Annotated in this window: 16 protein-coding genes and 1 pseudogene; 9 read left to right on the plus strand and 8 right to left on the minus strand. The window is 70.3% G+C overall.

Annotation, left to right across the window (positions count from 1 at the left end; all coding sequences use genetic code 11):
* Positions 1 to 16: 16 nt before the first annotated feature.
* On the plus strand, positions 17 to 526 hold the full coding sequence (locus G6O68_RS12695) for a hypothetical protein (protein ID WP_165248261.1): 510 nt from the start codon (positions 17 to 19) through the stop codon (positions 524 to 526).
* A gap of 230 nt (positions 527 to 756) precedes the next feature.
* On the opposite strand, the gene G6O68_RS12700 is transcribed toward G6O68_RS12695, so the two are convergent.
* Positions 757 to 1,524, minus strand: a complete 768-nt coding sequence (locus G6O68_RS12700) for a TerC family protein (protein ID WP_165248263.1) — start codon at positions 1,522 to 1,524, stop codon at positions 757 to 759.
* A gap of 296 nt (positions 1,525 to 1,820) precedes the next feature.
* On the opposite strand from G6O68_RS12700, the gene G6O68_RS12705 reads away from it, so the two are divergent.
* Together G6O68_RS12705 and G6O68_RS33430 are read left to right on the plus strand one after the other, a co-directional pair.
* Positions 1,821 to 2,828 (plus strand): YybH family protein, encoded by a 1,008-nt coding sequence (locus tag G6O68_RS12705; protein ID WP_165248265.1) that lies wholly within the window; start codon positions 1,821 to 1,823, stop codon positions 2,826 to 2,828.
* Entirely contained in the window at positions 2,825 to 4,651 is a 1,827-nt protein-coding gene (locus tag G6O68_RS33430) for a tetratricopeptide repeat protein (RefSeq protein ID WP_165248267.1), read from the plus strand. Before G6O68_RS12705 ends, G6O68_RS33430 begins: the two co-directional genes overlap by 4 nt.
* Before the next feature lie 100 nt (positions 4,652 to 4,751).
* On the opposite strand, the gene G6O68_RS12715 is transcribed toward G6O68_RS33430, so the two are convergent.
* Positions 4,752 to 5,690 carry a GGDEF domain-containing protein gene (locus G6O68_RS12715; RefSeq protein ID WP_165248269.1) on the minus strand — a complete coding sequence of 313 codons (939 nt, stop codon included), beginning with the start codon at positions 5,688 to 5,690 and terminating at the stop codon, positions 4,752 to 4,754.
* 323 nt (positions 5,691 to 6,013) lie between these two features.
* Between G6O68_RS12715 and G6O68_RS12720 the strand changes: the two genes are divergently transcribed.
* A complete protein-coding gene (locus G6O68_RS12720; protein ID WP_165248271.1) occupies positions 6,014 to 6,625 on the plus strand; it encodes a hypothetical protein in 612 nt (203 codons plus the stop codon).
* Between the two features lie 144 nt (positions 6,626 to 6,769).
* On the opposite strand, the gene G6O68_RS12725 is transcribed toward G6O68_RS12720, so the two are convergent.
* Positions 6,770 to 7,375: a CAP domain-containing protein gene (locus tag G6O68_RS12725; RefSeq protein ID WP_165248273.1), complete on the minus strand. Its 606-nt coding sequence runs from the start codon at positions 7,373 to 7,375 to the stop codon at positions 6,770 to 6,772.
* A gap of 1,104 nt (positions 7,376 to 8,479) precedes the next feature.
* On the opposite strand from G6O68_RS12725, the gene hisF reads away from it, so the two are divergent.
* From hisF to G6O68_RS12745, 4 genes are all read left to right on the plus strand, one after another.
* The gene (gene hisF, locus G6O68_RS12730) at positions 8,480 to 9,292 is read left to right on the plus strand and encodes an imidazole glycerol phosphate synthase subunit HisF (RefSeq protein ID WP_165248275.1); all 813 of its coding nucleotides are present in this window, start codon (positions 8,480 to 8,482) and stop codon (positions 9,290 to 9,292) included.
* An 80-nt stretch (positions 9,293 to 9,372) separates the two neighbouring features.
* The gene (locus G6O68_RS12735; protein WP_165248277.1) at positions 9,373 to 10,524 is read left to right on the plus strand and encodes a type IV pilus twitching motility protein PilT; all 1,152 of its coding nucleotides are present in this window, start codon (positions 9,373 to 9,375) and stop codon (positions 10,522 to 10,524) included.
* A gap of 160 nt (positions 10,525 to 10,684) precedes the next feature.
* On the plus strand, positions 10,685 to 12,445 hold the full coding sequence (locus tag G6O68_RS12740; RefSeq protein ID WP_165248279.1) for a GspE/PulE family protein: 1,761 nt from the start codon (positions 10,685 to 10,687) through the stop codon (positions 12,443 to 12,445).
* A 71-nt stretch (positions 12,446 to 12,516) separates the two neighbouring features.
* Positions 12,517 to 13,287, plus strand: a complete 771-nt coding sequence (locus G6O68_RS12745; RefSeq protein WP_165248281.1) for a hypothetical protein — start codon at positions 12,517 to 12,519, stop codon at positions 13,285 to 13,287.
* A 26-nt stretch (positions 13,288 to 13,313) separates the two neighbouring features.
* Here the strand turns inward: G6O68_RS12745 and G6O68_RS12750 are convergent, their stop codons facing one another.
* On the minus strand, positions 13,314 to 13,877 hold the full coding sequence (locus G6O68_RS12750) for a hypothetical protein (protein WP_165248283.1): 564 nt from the start codon (positions 13,875 to 13,877) through the stop codon (positions 13,314 to 13,316).
* A 233-nt stretch (positions 13,878 to 14,110) separates the two neighbouring features.
* Between G6O68_RS12750 and G6O68_RS12755 the strand changes: the two genes are divergently transcribed.
* On the plus strand, positions 14,111 to 15,643 hold the full coding sequence (locus tag G6O68_RS12755; protein ID WP_165248285.1) for a DUF1570 domain-containing protein: 1,533 nt from the start codon (positions 14,111 to 14,113) through the stop codon (positions 15,641 to 15,643).
* Positions 15,644 to 15,730: 87 nt separating this feature from the next.
* Here G6O68_RS12755 and rpsR read toward each other — a convergent pair whose 3' ends face one another.
* The 4 genes and pseudogenes from rpsR to G6O68_RS33580 form a co-directional block, all read right to left on the minus strand.
* The gene (rpsR, locus tag G6O68_RS12760) at positions 15,731 to 15,973 is read right to left on the minus strand and encodes a 30S ribosomal protein S18 (protein ID WP_068413333.1); all 243 of its coding nucleotides are present in this window, start codon (positions 15,971 to 15,973) and stop codon (positions 15,731 to 15,733) included.
* A 207-nt stretch (positions 15,974 to 16,180) separates the two neighbouring features.
* Positions 16,181 to 16,594, minus strand: coding sequence for a hypothetical protein (locus tag G6O68_RS12765; RefSeq protein ID WP_165248287.1), 414 nt, complete (start codon positions 16,592 to 16,594; stop codon positions 16,181 to 16,183).
* Between the two features lie 43 nt (positions 16,595 to 16,637).
* The gene (locus G6O68_RS12770) at positions 16,638 to 17,147 is read right to left on the minus strand and encodes a hypothetical protein (RefSeq protein ID WP_165248289.1); all 510 of its coding nucleotides are present in this window, start codon (positions 17,145 to 17,147) and stop codon (positions 16,638 to 16,640) included.
* 224 nt (positions 17,148 to 17,371) lie between these two features.
* Positions 17,372 to 18,161: pseudogene (locus G6O68_RS33580) on the minus strand (ADP-ribosylglycohydrolase family protein).
* Positions 18,162 to 18,218: the final 57 nt, after the last annotated feature.

An 18,218-nucleotide genomic window follows, 5' to 3' on the forward strand; every position in this document is an offset into this window, starting at 1 on the left:
ACCGGATCATGTGGGAATGGCAGGGATCCTGGTGACCAATCCGATTCGGCTGGACGACCTCATTCGCCTGGTCCAAGAGCGATTTCGCGACGGTCCACCCAACGGGTGGCTCCTCGGCTGGGATCCCGCACGCTGCTTGGATTCGGTCGGCAGGGCCGCCAGGCCGCACCACGTCGGCAACACGACCTCTTTCGACTACGGCTTCTGTAACCAGTTCGAGGTGGCCATCGGAGCGGGCGGCCGAGGTGAGTGTTGGGTGCTGACGATCCATCTGAGCTTCGTCGCGCCGACGTTCTGCCTGTTCTGGACCCGCTACAAGAGCCCAAACAAAGGCGTCGTGAACGCCGGCGTACCAGAGGGACAGCGAGCCTTGGAGGACGAGGTGCGCGCGGCTATCCAGGCGGAGGGATTCTTCGAACTCCCGGACGAATGGTTTGACGTGCACGTCGACGGCGTGCGACTGGAGCTGTCCGATGCGGCGGATGTCACGCTGAACAAGTGCCTATTCTGCGATTATGACGGCTGACGAAGGGAAGCCTGGATCCGCGAGACGGAGCCCGCGCGGAAGCTCGCCAAATCGAACTTGGGTGACGGCTCGACGGCCGCAAGCCTCGAATGATTGAAATTCCGTGACGGGCGATTCCCGCCGGTTCGACATCATCGACCCGGGTGCGGCTGGCACCGTACGCCTCTCCGATCAAAACGCGGTGGGCGGTGCACACCCTACCGGACGTCATCCCGTCCGGGGGTCGCGGCTCAGGCCTCGGCGGCCGGGTCGACCGCCGGGTCGGCTTCCACGGCGGGGGGCTCGATGTCCTCGTCGCCCCCCGGATCTTCCACGGCGGGCTCGGGATACCACCAGTTGACGGTCAGGCAGAGCGTCACCAGGCCGATGCGGAGGGCCCAGAGGCCCCAGGCGGGGAACTCGCTCCAGCCGGCGACGTAGCCGTTGTGGAAGAGGGCGGCGAGGTCGTGCTCCATCATCTCGGCGGCGGCCCAGGCCAGTAGCGCGGCGCCGGCGTAGGCGATGATGGGGAACTTGTTCATCAGCTCGGTGATGATCGCGCTCAGGAAGAGCAGGATCACGATCGAGAGCACCAGGCCCATGACGATCTGCGCCGACGACTGGGCGGAGATGGCGATGGCCAGGACGTTGTCCAGGCTCATGATGAAGTCGGCCAGGGCGATCCGCTGGACGGCCTTGAACAGCGAGTTGGGGGCGTGCTGCGAGTGCTCGGACGAGGCCTCACCCTCCTCCTGGAGCAGCTTGCAGGCGATCCAGACGAGGAGGACGGCCCCCACGAACCGCAGCCCGGGGATCGCCAGCAGCTGGGAGACGACCAGGGTCAGGCCGATCCGCATGACGATGGCGAGGCCGCAGCCCCAGATCATCGCCTGCCGGCGCTGGGCCGGGGGGAGGCGGTGGGCCGCCATGCCGATGACGACCGCGTTGTCGCCCGAAAGGAGCAGGTCGAAGAAGATGATCTTGAGGATCGCGATCGCTTGCGGGAGGTCGACGGCCATTCGTGATCCGAAAGTTGGGGCCTGGCGCCGGGCGGCGAATGAGGACGACCGGCGCGGCCGAAGGCCGGCCGCGCGGCGTGAAGGTGCCATCATAGCCCCGCGCGGCCCCCGCTGGGAACATCCCTCGCCCCGACACGCCCGTTCGGACGCGGACTTCGGCCCGGATTCTGCAGGGATTCTCCGGATGTCCCGTCGCCCCCGGCGTCCGCGCCGCGTATGGTTCCTGGGATAGGAAGCCAGCGCGTCCGGCCGCGGGGTCGGGGGCGGGCCGCCAGGCGGAGAAAGGCGATTCACCCATGTCCAGACACCCGAGCGCGTGGATCCTACCGGCCTGCCTGGGCCTCGGCCTCGTCGGCGGAGCGGCCCTGGCGGAGGAGGCTCCGGCCGCCGCGCACGAGAAAGCCGACCGGGAGGCCGTCCAGGCCGTCCTGGCGGGGTTCGTGAAGGCGTTCGACGCGGGCGACGCGCCGGCGATCGCCGCCCTGTTCACCGAGGACGCCCGCCTGGAGACCGAAGGCTCGCCGCCGATCGAGGGCCGCGCCGCGATCGAGCGCCGGTTCGCCGAGCGGTTCGAGGCCGAGCCGGGCCAGACGATCGTCGTGAAGCCGGATTCGCTCCGGTTCCTCGGCGCCGACGCGGCCCTGGAGGCGGGGATCGCCGCGATCACGATTCCCGGCGAGGAGGGCGAGGAGCCCGAAATCTCGCGGTTCAGGTACTCGGCCGCCTACGTCCGCAAGGACGGCCGCTGGCTCCAGGACTGCATCCACGACTACCCCGAGACCGAGGCGGCGGCCGACGAGCCGTCCCCCCGCGAACGGCTGGCCGAGCTGGAATGGCTGGTCGGCGAGTGGATCGACCAGGACGAGGACGCCGAGGTCCACACCACGTTCGACTGGGCGGAGGAGGGGGCGTTCCTCGTCCGCAAGTACCGCGTGAAGGCCGCGGGCTCGTTCGTGATGTCGGGCGTCCAGCGGATCGGCTGGGACCCGCGTCTGGAGCAGTTCCGCTCGTGGACGTTCGACTCGGAAGGGGGCTTTTCCGAGGGCCTCTGGTCGCGCGAGATCGGCCTCGACCGCTGGGTCGTCAAGACGACGGGCGTCCTGAAGGACGGCCGGTCGGTCTCGGCGACGAACGTGCTCGACCGCCGGGGCCGCGACGTGCTTCGCTGGTCGTCCGCCGACCGCACGCTCGGGTCGTCCGCCCTGCCGGGGTCCGAAAACGTGACGCTCGTCCGCCGCCCGCCTGCTCCCTCCTCCGCGACATCCCCCTCCACCAAGCCGGGCGAACTCAGGAGCCAGCCATGAACCGCACCCTCAACGTCGCGCTCGCCGGCGTCGTCGCCTCTTGCCTGTGCCTCCAGACGATCTCGGCCCACGCCCAGCGGGGCGGCGGCGGCCGTGCCGGAGGCGGGATGCGCGGGGGCGGCGGGGCTCCCGGGGGCGGCATGCGCGGCGGCGGCGCCCCCGGCGGCGGGATGCGCGGGGGCGGCGGAGTCCCCGGCGGGATGCGCGGGGGGATGCCCCCCGGCGGCGGAGCCGGTGGCCGCCAGTCGTTCAACCGCACGCCGTCGTTCACGCCGCCCCCCAACATCCAGCGCGGCAATCCGCCGGGCGGTTGGCAGGGCCAGATGAGGCCCCCCGCGGCGGTCCAGCGGCCCGGCGGCCCGGCGGGCCCCGGGCCGGGGGCGGGCCCGCAGCCGGGACGGCCGAATCTCGGCGCGCAGCCCGGTCGGCCGAACTTCAACGTTCCGGGCGGTGGTCGACCTCCTGTCGCGGGCCCGGGCCCCGGCCCCGGCGGTCGCCCTCCCGTCGCCGGCCCCGGGAATCCGGGGTTCCGGCCTCCTGTGGCGGGACCGGGCCCCGGCCCCGGCGGTCGCCCCCCGGGGGGGATGCGTCCCGGTTATGGTCCCGGTCCCGGCGGTCGTCCGCCGGGCGTCGGGCCGGGGGGCCGTCCGCCGGGAGGGTGGGGGGGCTATCCGCCCGCCTACGCCGGCCGGCCCGGCTGGAACAACCACCAGTCCTGGGTGAACGGCTACTGGCACGGCCGCAACAGCAACAACGGCTTCTGGAACGACGGCGGCGCGTTCTTCACCGGCCTGGCGGTCGGCGGGGTCGCCGGCTGGGGGCTCGGCTCGTCGATCTACAATTGGGGATACCGGCCGTACGTCAACCCTTACGCCGTCGTCGCTTCCCAGCCGGTGATCATCCAGCAGCCGGTGATCGTGCAGCAGCCCGGCGTCGTCGAGCAGCCGCAGGTCGTCGAGTCCGCGCCGGCTTACGATTACTCGCAGCCCCTGACCACCACGGCCGCCCCCGAGGACGACCCGGCGCTTCAGACCTTCGCCGACGCCCGCTCCGCGTTCCAGGCCGGCGACTACCCCGGCGCCTTGAAGCTGGCCGACGAGGCGCTCAAGGCCCTCCCCAACGACGCGGCGCTCCACGAGTTCCGCGCCCTCTGCCTGTTCGCGCTCAAGCAGTACGAGCAGGCGGCCGGCGTGCTCTACGCGGTGCTGGCCGTCGGCCCCGGCTGGGACTGGACGACCATGATCGGTTTGTATCCGAGCGTCGACGTCTACACGGCGCAGCTCCGGGCCCTGGAGGAATACCGATCGGCCCACCCCGACTCGGCGCCCGCCCGGTTCGTCCTCGGCTACCACTACCTGACCGAGGGCTTCAACGAGCAGGCCGCGCATGAGTTCAACGCCGTCGCGAGGCTCCAGCCGACCGACACGCTCTCGAAGCAGATCGCGGACAGCCTCACCGCCGACGCTCAGGCGGCGAAAGACCCGGCGGCCGTCGCCGCCCAGCCCCAGCCCGAAGCGGCGGCGGCCGCGCCGGCGAACGAGCCGAGCCTGGTGGGGACCTGGAAGGCCGCCCCCGACCCCACGACCTCGATCGAGCTGACACTGAAGGACGACGGGACGTTCACCTGGAACGTCGCCCAACAGGGGAGGAACCAGCCGATCGCGGGGGGCTACACCTACGCCGGCGGGATCCTGACCCTCGCCCGCGCCGAGAATCCGGACGACGCCATGGTCGGTCGCGTGACCTGGAAGGACGACGCCCATTTCGTCTTCCAGGCCCTCGGCGGTGGGGCGAACGACCCCGGGCTGAACTTCGGGAAGTGACTTCGAGCCTTCTCCGGAGACGAAAAGAGGGGGGATCGGGCCCCGGCTTTCCTTGAGCCGGGATCCGGTCCCCCCGCTTCATGTTCATGACCACCACATTTCAGTCGCGAGCGATCCCGACCGGCGGGGCGGCGACGACCCGGCCCGGCCCGAGCGTCCGCGCCTCGTCGAGGGCCGCTTCGGCCGCGTCGAGCAGCTCGCCGAGCGTTGTGCCGCTGGCGGGGAACGAGGCCACGCCGATCGAGAGCGACGCTTCCATCGGGATGCCCAGCAGGTCCTCGGCCGCGGCGATCCCCCGGCAGAGCTTCTCGCCCACGCGGCGGGCGTCGTGCAGCTCGGAGCGCGGGAGGACGGCCATCAGCCGGTCGTCGTCGAGCCGACCGACCAGGTCGCTGGAGCGGAGAAGCCCCGCGATCCCGACGCCGACCCGGCCCACCACCCGGTCGGCCTCGTCCGGGCCCATCAGCTCGCGGACCCCTCGCAGTCGGTCGATCGCCAGGAAGAGGATCGACAGCGGCTCCTTGTGCCGCCTCGCCTGGCTGAGGGCGAACGGCACCACGGTCCCCAGCAGGCCGGCGTCGTGGATCGACGAGTCTCGGGCCCGAGACGGGCCGCCGCGGCGATCGCGCCGGATCCGCTCGATTGCGATCGCCGCCAGCGTCGCCAGCGATTCGAGCCGACGAGTCACGACCGCGGGGCGGGCGGACCCCCTCAGGTCCAGTTCCAACCGACCCCAGCTCCGACTCCCCTCGCCGACGCGGATCGGGATGACCGAGGCGCCCGACGCCGGGCCGGGCTCCCCGGACTCCAGCACGACGGCGACGCCGTCCTCGCCCGAGGCCCGCCTGGCGGCCGTCGCCAGGGCTTCGCACAGAGCGACGAGGTCGGTCGCGACGGCGGCCGTCGCGACGAAATCGTGCACGGCGGACTCGGCCGACGCCCGACGTTCGGCCTCGGCGTCCCCGTTCGCGCGCGGGGCGAGCGTCGCCGTCGCGAACGACGTCGGGTCGTCCCACCTCCACCCTCTTTCCGTTTGCATGGCGATCCTCTTTGATGTCCTGCCGCGTCGAGGGATGCCTCCGACTCTTCCAGAAGCAAGCCTAGGCCACGTTCGCCGGGTCAGGGCGGAAAGATCGGCCTTGCCGGGCGTCGGGGAATCGGGCAGGATGCGGCGTCTCCTCGTCCCGGCCGTGGTTCCACGCGCCGGGGCCGACCCCCCGCTTTCATGTCCGGGGACGGGTCGGAACGCCGATAGAGCTTGAGGAATGCGGCCGCGAAGGCTCGGGACGGCCCGATCGGGACGCCCGAGAGAAGTCGCGGCGCGGCGAGGCGGGCAGGCCAGGCAGGATGAGGCCCAGAATCATGCGAAAGACGCGGATCGTCGCGAACGGGGCGGGGGTGCTCGGGATCGTCGTCCTGACGCTCGCGCAGGCGGGTTGCGCCTCGGGATGGATCCCGACGTCGCGGGTCACGCGGGTCTTCGCGCCCGAGCCGGTGGCCGAGAACCCGCTGCTGGTCCCGATCGACGACTTCGAGGCGGTCTGGAACAAGACGGTGGCCGAGGTCGGCGCCTATTTCGAGGTGGCGTCCGAGAACCGGCTCTCGCGGACCATCGTCACCGAGCCGAAGATCAGCGCCACGGTGCTGGAGCCGTGGCTGGGCGACGCCGTCACCATGCAGGACCGGGTCGAGGCGACCCTGCAGACGATCCGGCGGTTCGCGATCATCAAGGTCGACCCGGCCCCGAACGGGGGCTTCCTCGTGAAGGTGGAGGTCCACAAGGAGCTGGAGGACATGGTGAAGCCCGACCGCCAGATGATGGGCCGGGCCGTGTTCAACAACGAATTCCCCGTGAACCGGGCCCGCGAGACCGTCGGTCCCGTGCCGGTGGCCGTGGGATGGATCGCCCGGGGCCGCGACCCCAATCTGGAGCAGGCGATCCTCTCGGGCGTCCGCGGGGCGTTCTTCCTCTGAGGTTGAGGCCGATCGTTCCCTCCGAGGGCCCCCCGGCGCGCGTTCCTTCCACGCGCCGGGAGTCGCCCGTCGGTCGGTTGCTCAGTTAGTCAGGCATCGGGCCCCGGACATCGGGGCGGAGCCGTCGCGACGGCGAGACGGCGCTCAGTTGGCGTTGAAGGTCCACCAGGCCCCGGCGCCGGCGATGCCGACCCAGGTGATCGTCGGGTCGAGCAGGGCCGCGCGGTGGGCGGGCGAGGCCATCCACATCGCCTCGATGCCGGGGAAGCCGCCCATCGCCGAGTTCTGGCGGCGGGCCGGGCCCATCACATGGTGACCCAGGCCTTGCGACGCCTGATGGTTGTTATTCATCGCCGCCCAGCTCGACAGGTTCGGGTCGTGGCCGACCGCACCCAGGCCGTAGGAGGCCCGGACGCCGTTGAGCCAATTCACGAAGCCGTACGGGTCGCCGTAAGCGGCCGCCGGGGCGGCCGCCGCCTGGACGGGCTGGCCCGTCGCATCCATGCCGGCATAAGCCGCCTGGTAGGTCTGCGTCGCCGCGGGCTGCTGGACGTACTGGGTCGGCTGGGCGACCTGGTAGACCGGCTGGGGCGCGGCGGCCTGCGGGACCTGGTAAGTGTAGGTGGGGGTCGTATAGGTGGGGGCCGGGGCGGGGGCCGCGGAACCGTCCGTGGTGTAGTAGTACTGTTGAGCTTCGGCCTGGCTGGCGACCGCGATGACGGCGACGAAAGATAGGATCAACCGGGTCACGGCGCGAAACTCAAAGGTGAAACTGGCCAATGGTCAAAACTCCCTTGGGTTGTGCGAGCGACGCGGCACCACGCCGCGCCCGTAATCGCCGGGGTCAAACCCGAATCCGGGATGGATTCCTCGCCGTATCCCCGACACGACTCGCACAGGGTGCCAAAATGGGACACGTTTCCAGAAAACGCAAACGGTTTTTCCTGAATGTTGATAAATTTCACCCCTCGGTCAGGACCACTTGCGTGCTGATGTCCTTTTCTCTACATCTCCTCGCATGACGGCCGCAGGAGTGCGTCGCCGTGACAATCCGGTGGCGGCGCAACTCCAAGACAGGCAGCCGAAAGCCGGCCGCCACGCCCCCTCGCGAGCCGTCGCGGCCGGCGGGGCCGGCCCGGGCCCAGGGGCTCCGGTCGGGGTCGTCGAGGAGGCGCGTCGGGGCCGACCCGGGCCATCATCCATGGGTCGACGCATCTCAATTCTACCGACCTCAGGCGACGCAAACGGGAGGGCTCCCGCGGCGTCAACGCCGCCGAAACGCCCCTGTTCGAGACGATTCCGCCAGCAAAACCTCCCCATCCCACGCCCACGCGCCGCGACGCGGCGGCCCGATGGGTCCGCCTCCCGGACTTCGCGAGCGATCTCGGTCGCGTGCGTCGTATCAGGGAAAGTAAATGCCTCTTCATCCTGTTTCGGTCGGAGATCGTCCGCCGCCGGGGGGCCCCGTCCCGCCCGGGTCGCGGCGTCACGTCGCTGGCGCGATCGGGACGGTCGCGAACCGTCGCCGAACGACGTCGCGTGACGACGACTCGGGAGTCGCCGGAGGACGACGGGCGGGCAGCGGGTGGCAGTCGCCGGCCCTGGGACGGCCCGGGCCGCAAGAGGGGCCCCAACGTCGCGAGAGCCGGGCCGGGGAGGGGCCCAGAGAGCCCGCTGCGGGGGCCCGGAGGCGGGGCCCGGGATCTTTCGTCCACCCTCTAGGCTGCATCCGACGGGTGTTATAGAATAACTCGTCGCTCTTGTCTCGTACTCGGACGTAACTGCACACGTCGGAATCGGTTCGGGCTCGCGACGGGGCCGTCGCCCCGGCCGGGCGCCGCGATGGGGTCGCGCATGCTGGCCAAGCGGATCATCCCTTGCCTCGACGTCAACCAAGGCCGCGTGGTCAAGGGGACGAATTTCCTGAACCTCCGGGACGCCGGCGACCCGGTCGAGGTCGCCCGCCGCTACGACGAGGAAGGGGCCGACGAGCTGGTCTTCCTCGACATCACCGCGAGCCATGAGGAGCGCGAGATCCTCTGGGACGTGGTCCGGCGCACGTCCGAGGTCTGCTTCATGCCCCTGACCGTCGGCGGCGGGGTGCGCACGCTCGACGACGTGCGGGCGCTCCTGAAGGCGGGGGCCGACAAGGTCTCGATCAACTCGGCCGCGGTCCGCGACCCGGAGCTGATCCGCAAGGCGGCCCGCAAGTTCGGCAGCCAGTGCATCGTGGTGAACATCGACCCCAAGCGGGTCGAGCGGGAAGGCCGCGAGGTCTGGGAGGTCCACATCAACGGCGGGAGGATCCCCACCGGGTTGGAGGCCGTGGCGTGGGCGGTCGAGGTCCAGCGTCTGGGCGCCGGCGAGATCGTCCTGACCAGCATGGACGCCGACGGCACGAAGAACGGCTACGACCTGGAGATGACCCGCGCCGTGGCCGACGCCGTGGAGGTCCCGGTCGTCGCCTCGGGGGGGGCCGGCAGCCCCGAGCATCTGCGGGCCGTGCTCGACGAGGGCCGCGCCAGCGCCGCCCTCGCCGCGAGCATCTTCCACTATAAGGAGTACTCGATCCGGGAGACCAAGGATTACCTGGCCGGGCGGGGCGTGCCGGTGCGCCGGCCGCCGACCTCGCCCCCGGCCTCGGCGACGCCGATCCGGGCGTCCTGAAGGGGCCCGCGCGTCGGCGCCCGTCCGATCGATCCCCGACGACCCCACACGCAACCGACCCGACCGACCGAGGAGAGCCCATGTCCACCGCCGTCGACCCCACGATCGAAGCGCCGGCCAACGAGCCCGAGGCCAACAAGCTGTTCCGGATGTGCATCAAGTACCAGGGGTCGGACCTCCACCTGAAGGTGGGCATGGCCCCCTCGATGCGGCTGGCCGGCGTGCTGCGGCAGATGCAGCTGCCGCCGCTGACGTTGGCCGACATGGAGCGGCTGATGTTCCCCCTGCTCAACCACAGGCAGCGCGGGATTCTCGAGGAGGACGGGGGCGTCGACTTCGCGCACATCATCCTGGACGGGGACGTGGAGACGCGGTTCCGCGTCAACCTGTTCCGGGCCCGCGGCCGGCTCAGCCTGGTAGCCCGGCGGGTGAGCAACAAGATCCCGACGTTCGAGCAGCTGCACCTGCCCCCCGTGCTGGCCGAGATCACCCAGAACGACCAGGGGATCATCATCTTCGCCGGCGTGACCGGCTCCGGGAAGTCGACCTCGATCGCCTCGATGCTCCAGTACGTCAACGAACGCGAGCGGATGCACATCGTGACCGTCGAGGACCCGATCGAGTACACGTACAAGGACGAGAAGTCGATCATCAACCAGCGCGAGGTGGGGATCGACGTGAAGGACTGGGACATCGCGCTGAAGCACGCGGTGCGTCAGGACCCGGACATCATCCTGGTGGGCGAGCTGCGCGACCGGGAGACCTTCAGCGCCGCCATGCACGCCGCCGAGACCGGGCACCTCGTCTTCGCGACGATCCACGCCGGCACGGCCCCGTCGACCATCGGCCGCCTCCTGGACCTATTCCCGCGCGACATGCACTCGTCGCTGCGCCAGTCGCTGGCGTTCAACCTCAAGGCGGTCGTCGCCCAGAAGCTGCTGCCCACCACGAAGGAGTGGGCCGACAAGGGGGTGACGCGCGTGCCGACGAACGAGATCATGCGGCTGAACCCCACGGTCAGGAAGCTGATCCTCAACGAGGAAGACAACAAGCTCGGCGACGCCATCCGGATCGGCAAGGAGGAGGGGATGATGGACTTCACCGAGAGCCTCCGTCAGCTCGTCGTGGCCGAGAAGATCGAGCGGGCGGTGGCCTTCGAGGTGGCGCCGCAGCCCGAGGCTTTGAAAATGGCCCTCAAGGGGATTACGATCAACCAGCCTGGTATCCTCTAAGAGCCGCGAGGCCCCGGCGAGCCCGCCGGGGCCGTCCGGCGGGGGCGTCGCGAGGCGGGCGACGCCCGGCGAGTCGCGGCCCCCGGCCCGCCGAGGCCCGACCGACGCCGCCCCGATAGCACGCCTCCCCCGGGATCAAAGCACGCAAGAAAGGTCAGCAATGATTCGTCCGTCTCTGGTGCTCGCGACGTTTCTGCTCGGGACGCTCGGCGTCGCTTCGGGGGCCGACGCCGCCGACCTGCTCAATCCGCTGCTCGCCCAGGCCGAGTCGGCGCCCCTCCCGCCGCGCGGCCCCGGCTTCTACCTGAACCTATTCAAGTTCATCCCGGTGATCGTCGTCTACCTGCTCTGGACCTGGACGACCGACTGGGTGGAGCACGACGGCCGCGAGCTGAACAACCCCAAGTTCGAGACCTGGAACAGCGTCATCTTCTTCTCGGGCGTGCTCGGGCTGGCGATGGTCTTCTCGATCCCGATCTACCCGGTCGGCCTGGGGCTGCTGCTGCTGGCCTACTTCGTGCCGATCCTCACCTACGTGTTCATACGCAACCAGACCGTCGCCGACGACCAGAAGGTGCTAACCCCCTACCACCTGGGCGAGGTCGCCAACGACGTCCTGGCGCGGCTGGGGACCCGGCCCTGGTTCAACAAGAACATGGGGAGCATCGACCGCGCCGGGCCGCCGATCGTCTTCGTCGGCAAGTCCTCCGGGTCGGCCGCCAAGGAGGACCCCGCCCGCATCCGCCAGGCGGAGGAGTCGCGGTCGTTCATGGCGGCCAAGGAGCTGGTCTACGACGCCACCCTCCGCCGCGCGACCGACATCCACCTGGAGCCGACCGCCGACCAGCTCTCGGTCCGCTATCGGATCGACGGCATCCTCCACGCCGCCGAGCCGTTCGACCGGGCCACCGGCGACGCCGTGATCAACGTCTTCAAGGTCCTCTCGGCGATGGACATCTCCGAGAAGCGCAAGCCGCAGGACGGCTCGTTCGGCGCCAAGCTCCAGGCCCGCGACCTGGACTTCCGCGTGGCCACGTCGGGCTCGAAGGCCGGCGAGAAGCTGGTCATGCGGATCCTCGACAACTCGTCGGGCGTGAGCAAGCTCGAGGACCTGGGGATGCGGCCCAAGCTCGTCGAGCAGGTCAAGAGCCTGGTCACCCAGCCCCACGGCATGTTCCTCTCGTGCGGCCCCACCGGCTCGGGCAAGTCGACCACGCTCTACGCGGCCCTCCGCGAGATCGACCGCTTCCAACGGAACATCATCACGGTCGAGGACCCGATCGAGTACCACATCGACAACGTCACCCAGATGGAGGTCAACACCAAGGCCGGGCAGACCTTCGCCACCAGCCTGCGGTCGATCCTGCGTCAGGACCCCGACGTCATCATGATCGGCGAGATCCGCGACCAGGAGACGGCCAACATCGCCTGCCAGGCGGCCAACACCGGGCACATGGTCTTCTCCACGGTCCACTCCAACGACGCCGTGACCGCCCTCTTCCGGCTGCTGGACCTGGGGGTCGAGCCGTTCATGATCGCCTCGGCCCTCTCGGCGGTGCTGGGCCAGCGGCTCGTCCGCCTGCTGTGCGACGCCTGCAAGGAGCCCTACAAGCCCAAGCCCGAGTTCCTCAAGAAGGCCAACCTGCCCGCCGACAAGGTCGACGTCTTCTACCGCCGGCCCGAGAACCCCGAGCAGGTCTGCCCGCAGTGCGGCGGCACCGGCTACTACGGCCGCGCCGGCATCTTCGAGCTCCTGGTCCTGACCGAGCCGATCCGCGAGCTGCTCCGCGAGAACCCCTCGCTGACCAAGATCAAGGCCGAGGCCCGCCGCGGCGGCATGATCTATCTCCAGGAGGACGGCCTCCGCCAGGTGATCCAGGGGCGGACCTCGATCGAGGAGCTGCTCCGCGTCGTCAAGTGACCGCGACCGGCCCGGCCTACCGAACGAACGCCGCCGATCGACCATCCCCAACGCAGAACGGGACCTCGCTTATGTCCGTGCCTCCAGCCCTGCTCGACACGCTCCTCGTGGCCCTGATGCTCTTCATGACCTACGTCCTGACGAGCGAAGGCGCCTGGGGCGCGGCCCTGATGTTCTTCAACGTGCTCTTCGGCGGCCTGATCGCGTTCAACTTCTTCGAGCCGCTGGCGAACCTCATCGACTCGACCGGGATCGGCTGGAGCTTCTCCGAGACCCTGGCGATGCTCCTGATCTTCTGCGTCTCCGTCTTCATCCTCCGCCTGGCGACCGAGACGCTCGCCCCGGTGATGGTCCGGTTCCCGAACCCGGTCTACCACGCGACGCGGCTGGTCTTCGCCTTCGCCACCACCGTCGTGACGTTCGGGATCATCCTGGTGGCGTTCCACGCCGCCCCGGTCCACAAGAACATCTTCGGCTACATCAACTACAACACCAAGCCGCCGTTCGGCATGGGCGTCGACCACGCCTGGCTCGGCTTCTTCCAGTACGTCACCGGTGACATCTTCGCCACCTACGGCTCGGGCGTGCGCGACCCCTACTCCACCTACGGCAAGACCGGCAACCAGGTGGTGCCGGTCAACCTGTTCGACCCCCGCGGCAAGTGGCTGCTCGACAAGCAGGAAGCCCGCCCCTACGGCGAAGGCGCCATCCTCGAAGAGGCGAGCGGCGGCGGCGAGGGGGGCGAGGGCGGGGCCGCGCCGCAGGGGGGCCCCGGTGCCCCGCCGGCGCCCGCGGGGTCGCGGCCCATCGGCGGCTCGGTGGCCCCGGCGGCCCCGCTCTGAACGAACGCGACGCGGCCCGGCCTTCCTCAGCGCCGCAGGGGCGCGAGGCCGGCCGCGGCGGCGGCGTCGTCGGCCGGATCGGTCGAACGCATCTCCAGCAGGTCGATCCGCACCTGGTTCCGCACGCCGGGCAGGTGCTGCACCTTGTACACGGCGGCCTTGCCGGTGGCCGTCTCGACCACGAACAGCGGCGCCCAGCCCGCCCCCAGCGTGCCGAGCTGGCCGGTGGTCATCAGGAAGCGGGGCTTCGGGCCGTTGTCCACGTCGAGCGCGAAATCGGCGACCAGGTCGCGCTCGGCGAAGGCTTCCAGGTGGCGCGTGCCCCCCACGGTCTGGCGGTAGCTGGGGATCGTGGCCTTGAGCTTGCCGGCCTTGTAGTCCAGGTAGTACAGGGCGTCTTCCGGCACCTGGATCTTGTTCCCCTCGTCGTAGCGGACGGCGATCGGGCCGGTCGTCAGAATCGACTCGCCCGAGCGATCGCCACCCCCCGCCTGCAGCGTCTGCGGGCGGCCTCCCGCAAGCAGCACGCCGAGTCCCAGTCCGACGATCAGCCCGAGCGCGGTTCCGATCCGAGGACGCATCGCGTTCATGTCCCTCTCCTCCGTGTCAGGACCTCGGGCCGACGGCCCGTCGGGCGCAGACCCCCCGCACCCCGTCGAGGCCCGCATTGTGCGAGCCTTCCCCCAGGCCGTCCAGGCCAACCCTCGGCCGTCGCGACGGGCGAATCGGGGTCGCGGCCGGCCCCCCTCGTCCCGAATAATCGAGAAAGCGAGAGCCGACCGCATCCTCTCGCCGGGCGAGCCCCCAGGAGACCCGCGCCGCAATGTTCCCGATCCTCCTCGCCGCTCTGGCCTTGACGCTCCAGGTCCCCCCGCCGACGGCCGACGCCGATCGGGCGAAGGAGTTGGAGACCGACGCCCGGGCGATCCGCATGCGTGAGTCGGACTCCCTCCGGGCGCTCGCAGACCGGCTGAAGGGGCAGGGCGACCCCAACGGCGCCGCCGAAGTCCTCAAGCTGGCCCCTCCCGAGCCGGAGGGGAGCGCCACGCTGATCCTCCCGCTCCCCGACGTGGTCGAGGCGCGGCCCGGGCTTTCGAGCCTGCCGGCGGCCGAGGCCGCCTGGCGGAAGGAGATCGACGCGATCCGCAAGCCCGCCGGAGAGGCGTTCTTCGATTTGGCGAAGCGGGCCGCGACCGCCGAGCCCCCCCACATGGCCCGCGCCGGGATCGCGCTCCGCGAGACCCTGGCCCGGCTCCCCGACCACGCCGAGGCCCGCCGCCTGCTGGGCTACGTCCCCCACGACGGCGGCTGGGCGCGCCCCTTCGCCGTCCGCCAGCTCAAGGACGGCAACGTCTCGCATCCGACCTACGGCTGGGTGCCCGAGGACTGGGTGGTCCACCTGGAGCTGGGCGAACTCCCCGCGCCGGCCGTCCGGGGGAAGGCGACGACCTGGCTCCCCGCCGCCGAGGCCGACCGCCTGCGATCGACCTGGCGCACCCCCTGGCAGATCAACACCGAGCACTTCGAGATCCGCGCCGACGTGCCGCTCGCCGAGGCCATCCAGTTCGGCCGCCGGCTGGAGGCGTTCCACGACCTCTTCTTCGCCCTGATGGCCGACGTCGTGGGCGACGAACTCCCGCTCTCCCGCCGATTCAGGTCGCCTGCGCTCCAGCCCGACGCGAGCTACCGCCCCCACCAGGTCGTCTACTACGCCGACCGCGACGAGTACCACGAGCGCATGCGGCCCGTAGCCGGCGAGCAGGTCGCCTCGCAAAGCCTCGGCTACTACGACCCGCCCCGGCAGGGCCAGGGCAACCGCCGGCCTGCCTACTTCTTCCGCGACGCCGACGGCCAGCTCCCCGTCGAGGCGACCCTCTATCACGAGGTCTCGCACCAGCTCCTGTTCGAGTCGGCCGGGCGCAACGCCTACCTGGCCAACGCCGGCGACTACTGGGTCTTCGAAGGGCTGGGGACCTACTTCGAGACCGTCACGCCGCGCGAGGACGGGAGCATCGAGGTCGGCGGGATGGCCGGCGCTCGACTGGAGGAGGCGGTGCGCTCGCTCGGCGCGCGGAAGTTCCTGCGGCTGGAGGAGTTCCTCCGCCAGGACCAGGCCGCGTTCAACCGCGACGAGCGGATCTTCGTCAACTACCAGCAGGCGATGGCGCTCGCGGTCTTCCTGATGCAGGCCGACCGGGGGGCGTACCGCGAGCCGTTCCTGGACTACGTCCGGGACGCGTATCGCGGGCGCATCAAGCGGGGTTCGGGGCGATCGCTGGAGGACCGCCTCGGCACGCCCGTCGATGAGATCGAACGCCGATTCCGGGCGTTCTACGCCCCGGCCGCGAAGGGCTGAGGCGACGGCGGCAAGGGCCGGGTGCGGACCGGACGCGGCGGGCGGGCCGGAAAAGCCCGGCACCCGCCCCGAATCGGCCCGGCCGACTTACTCGCCGACGTACGGCAGGAGGGCCATGAACCGGGCCCGCTTGACGGCGGCGCTCGAGGCCCGCTGGAAGGCGGCGCAGTTGCCGCTCCGCTTGCGGGAGAACATCTTGCTCTGGTTGGTGCACAGCTTCTTCAGCAGCCCGATGTCCTTGTAGTCGACATAGGCCGGGCGGGGGCAGCCTTCGCGGGTGCAGAACCGGCAGCGATTCTTGCGGTTGCGTCCGAACTTCTTACGGGGCATAAACCTTCTGTCCTCAGCCGCTTACGTAAAAAAAGGTTGCACGGACGGCGCCGGGCGCGGCCCCGCCGGAGTGGTATCTCGCCGACCTTGTGGCAAGCTGACAGCTTAAGGACCGCGATCGGCCGCGTCAAGCCGCCTCGTCGGGGGACGGCCGGAAAGCCTCCCGGGTCCCGAGGACGAGTGGCACGCGGCGTCCCGTCGTCCCGGTCAATCGACGGCTCCGAGCCCCGGGTGCTCCATCGCCCAGAGCCAATTCAGCGAGATCGGCACGAGCATCATGGACAACAACGTGCCGAACGTGAAGAGGACGCCGGTCGCGACCACGGAACGCCTGCCGAGCAGCACCGCGAGGTAAAGGTCCGCGAGCGGTCCGGCCGTGAACAGGAGGTTGGCGGCGACCGCCCAAGAGGCGAAGTGAAAGTACGTCCGAACGTTCATCGGCAAGGGATGCGACGTCGCCGAGAAGTTCAGGAGGACCAGCCCGGCGACACCGGCGAGGATCACGTTGAAGGCCGGGCGCAGCCACTTCTCCCAGGTCAGGAAGACGTCCCGGGCCGTCGACGGCGGGGCCACGTCGATCGTCGATGTCGAGGCCTCGGTGTGAATCGGCGTCGCGCCCATGGCACCCCCCTTCCTGCATCAGGGATCGGATCGAAGAGTCGCCTCATTCCCGCCAGAAGACGTTGACGAAGTACCCTTTCTCGTCCCAGGCGTGTCGGCCGCCGTCGTCCCAGGCGTTGACGCGCGTCGACGAGAGGATCTGATCGATCGCGGAGATCAGGTCGTCCGGCGTCGCGCAGATCCGGATGTGATATCCGACACCCCGCTCGCGGACCAGGTCGGCGGCCTGCTCGATGCTCAGGGTCCCATCGTGCAGGGCCCGGAGGATCGTCCCGGCGAGGTCTGCGTTCTCGTCGTAGATGGCGAACAACCGCTTGCGGGCGATCCGGCCCGCCCTGGGATGGTCCGGGTCGGGCGTCTCCACGCGCAGGACGCCCCCGCGAAAGTCCGGCGGCAGGGTCTGCCTGACCCATCGGGTCGAGAAATCGCCGTAATCGCCCATGCTTCGGCCTCGCCCCGAGGGTACGTCCATCTCCATCTTACCCGACGCGACCGCTTCGCCCGAAACCCGAAGCTCGGTGATCGAGTTGCCGGCGTAGGCTACGAGGATCATCCCCTCGGGCTCGCCTCGATGCTCCCAGGCCGAGGTCCCGGCCGTGAAGCCGAGGTATCCTCAGCCAGCCGCGACCCGAGGAGAGCGATCACCTCGCCGCTCCGGTCGAACGCCTTCCAACCCCACGGCGGCCGCAGTTCGACCCACTCGACCATGCACTGCCTCACGCCCAGGGTTTCCGAGCGATCACCACTGTGAAAGTCGATCTCCGCGTGCCGTCAGGCCTACCCCGCCGACGGGGGGAAACGGGCCTCGAAGGCGGCGACGACTCCGGCCAGGTCGTCGTCCAGCCGGTCCAGGGCCTGCTCCCGGATCGGGCCGGGGACGCCGCCGTGGAAGGCCGCCGCGACGGCCCCGGCGATGCAGGCCAGCGTGTCGCAGTCCCCTCCGAGCGAGACGGCCAGGCGGACGGCGGTTTCATAATCCTCGGACTCCAGGAAGGCTACGAGGGCTTGCGGGACGGTGCCCTGGCAGGACGAGTCGAAGACGTGGAAGGGCCGGACGTCGTCCAGGCGGAACGAAAGGTCGTACTGGAACCGCCGCTCGACCTCCTCGCGGATCTCCCATTTGGCGGCCCCCGACCGGGCGAGGAAGATCGCCGCGGCCGTCGCCTGCGCCCCCTTGACCCCCTCGGGGTGGTCGTGGGTCACCCGCGCGGTTTCCTTCGCGACTTTCAGGACCTCGGCGAGCGTCTCGAAGGCCCAGGCGACGGGGCCGACGCGCATCGCCGTTCCCCCAGCTGTTGTACGGGCCGGTCTCCTCGGACTCCGCCCACCTCTTGAAGTCGCCGCCGAACCCGGCCCCCGGATAATGGCGGTGGTAGTCCTTCAACAGGGCGGCGAGGTCCCCGCCGTGGAGCAGCCAATCGGCGACGGCCGCGGTGAGCACCGTGTCGTCGGTGAAGCGAGCCCTGGCCGCGAACAGCGGCCGGAAGTACGGCGACCGCTCCACGAGCCACCGCTTCTTGCCCTCGTACACCGAGCCGATGACGTCGCCGGCGATCGCCCCGAGCATTCAACCTCCACGACCGCCGCCTTCCCCGCGGCCCGATCGTCAGGCGGGGTTTCATTT

The organism is Paludisphaera soli, from assembly GCF_011064595.1.
In the GTDB taxonomy this organism is placed as follows: Bacteria; Planctomycetota; Planctomycetia; order Isosphaerales; family Isosphaeraceae; genus Paludisphaera; species Paludisphaera soli.

Excerpts from the sequence above, each read along its gene's own strand:
- G6O68_RS12740 (WP_165248279.1), top strand. The coding sequence starts at position 10,685 with ATGATTCGTCCGTCTCTGGTGCTCGCGACGTTTCTGCTCGGGACGCTC.
- G6O68_RS12700 (WP_165248263.1), bottom strand. The coding sequence starts at position 1,524 with ATGGCCGTCGACCTCCCGCAAGCGATCGCGATCCTCAAGATCATCTTC.
- G6O68_RS12695 (WP_165248261.1), top strand. The coding sequence starts at position 17 with ATGGCAGGGATCCTGGTGACCAATCCGATTCGGCTGGACGACCTCATT.
- G6O68_RS12750 (WP_165248283.1), bottom strand. The coding sequence starts at position 13,877 with ATGAACGCGATGCGTCCTCGGATCGGAACCGCGCTCGGGCTGATCGTC.
- G6O68_RS12735 (WP_165248277.1), top strand. The coding sequence starts at position 9,373 with ATGTCCACCGCCGTCGACCCCACGATCGAAGCGCCGGCCAACGAGCCC.
- G6O68_RS12745 (WP_165248281.1), top strand. The coding sequence starts at position 12,517 with ATGTCCGTGCCTCCAGCCCTGCTCGACACGCTCCTCGTGGCCCTGATG.
- G6O68_RS12705 (WP_165248265.1), top strand. The coding sequence starts at position 1,821 with ATGTCCAGACACCCGAGCGCGTGGATCCTACCGGCCTGCCTGGGCCTC.
- G6O68_RS12720 (WP_165248271.1), top strand. The coding sequence starts at position 6,014 with ATGCGAAAGACGCGGATCGTCGCGAACGGGGCGGGGGTGCTCGGGATC.
- G6O68_RS12765 (WP_165248287.1), bottom strand. The coding sequence starts at position 16,594 with ATGGGCGCGACGCCGATTCACACCGAGGCCTCGACATCGACGATCGAC.
- G6O68_RS12715 (WP_165248269.1), bottom strand. The coding sequence starts at position 5,690 with ATGCAAACGGAAAGAGGGTGGAGGTGGGACGACCCGACGTCGTTCGCG.
- G6O68_RS33430 (WP_165248267.1), top strand. The coding sequence starts at position 2,825 with ATGAACCGCACCCTCAACGTCGCGCTCGCCGGCGTCGTCGCCTCTTGC.
- G6O68_RS12755 (WP_165248285.1), top strand. The coding sequence starts at position 14,111 with ATGTTCCCGATCCTCCTCGCCGCTCTGGCCTTGACGCTCCAGGTCCCC.
- rpsR (WP_068413333.1), bottom strand. The coding sequence starts at position 15,973 with ATGCCCCGTAAGAAGTTCGGACGCAACCGCAAGAATCGCTGCCGGTTC.
- G6O68_RS12770 (WP_165248289.1), bottom strand. The coding sequence starts at position 17,147 with ATGATCCTCGTAGCCTACGCCGGCAACTCGATCACCGAGCTTCGGGTT.
- hisF (WP_165248275.1), top strand. The coding sequence starts at position 8,480 with ATGCTGGCCAAGCGGATCATCCCTTGCCTCGACGTCAACCAAGGCCGC.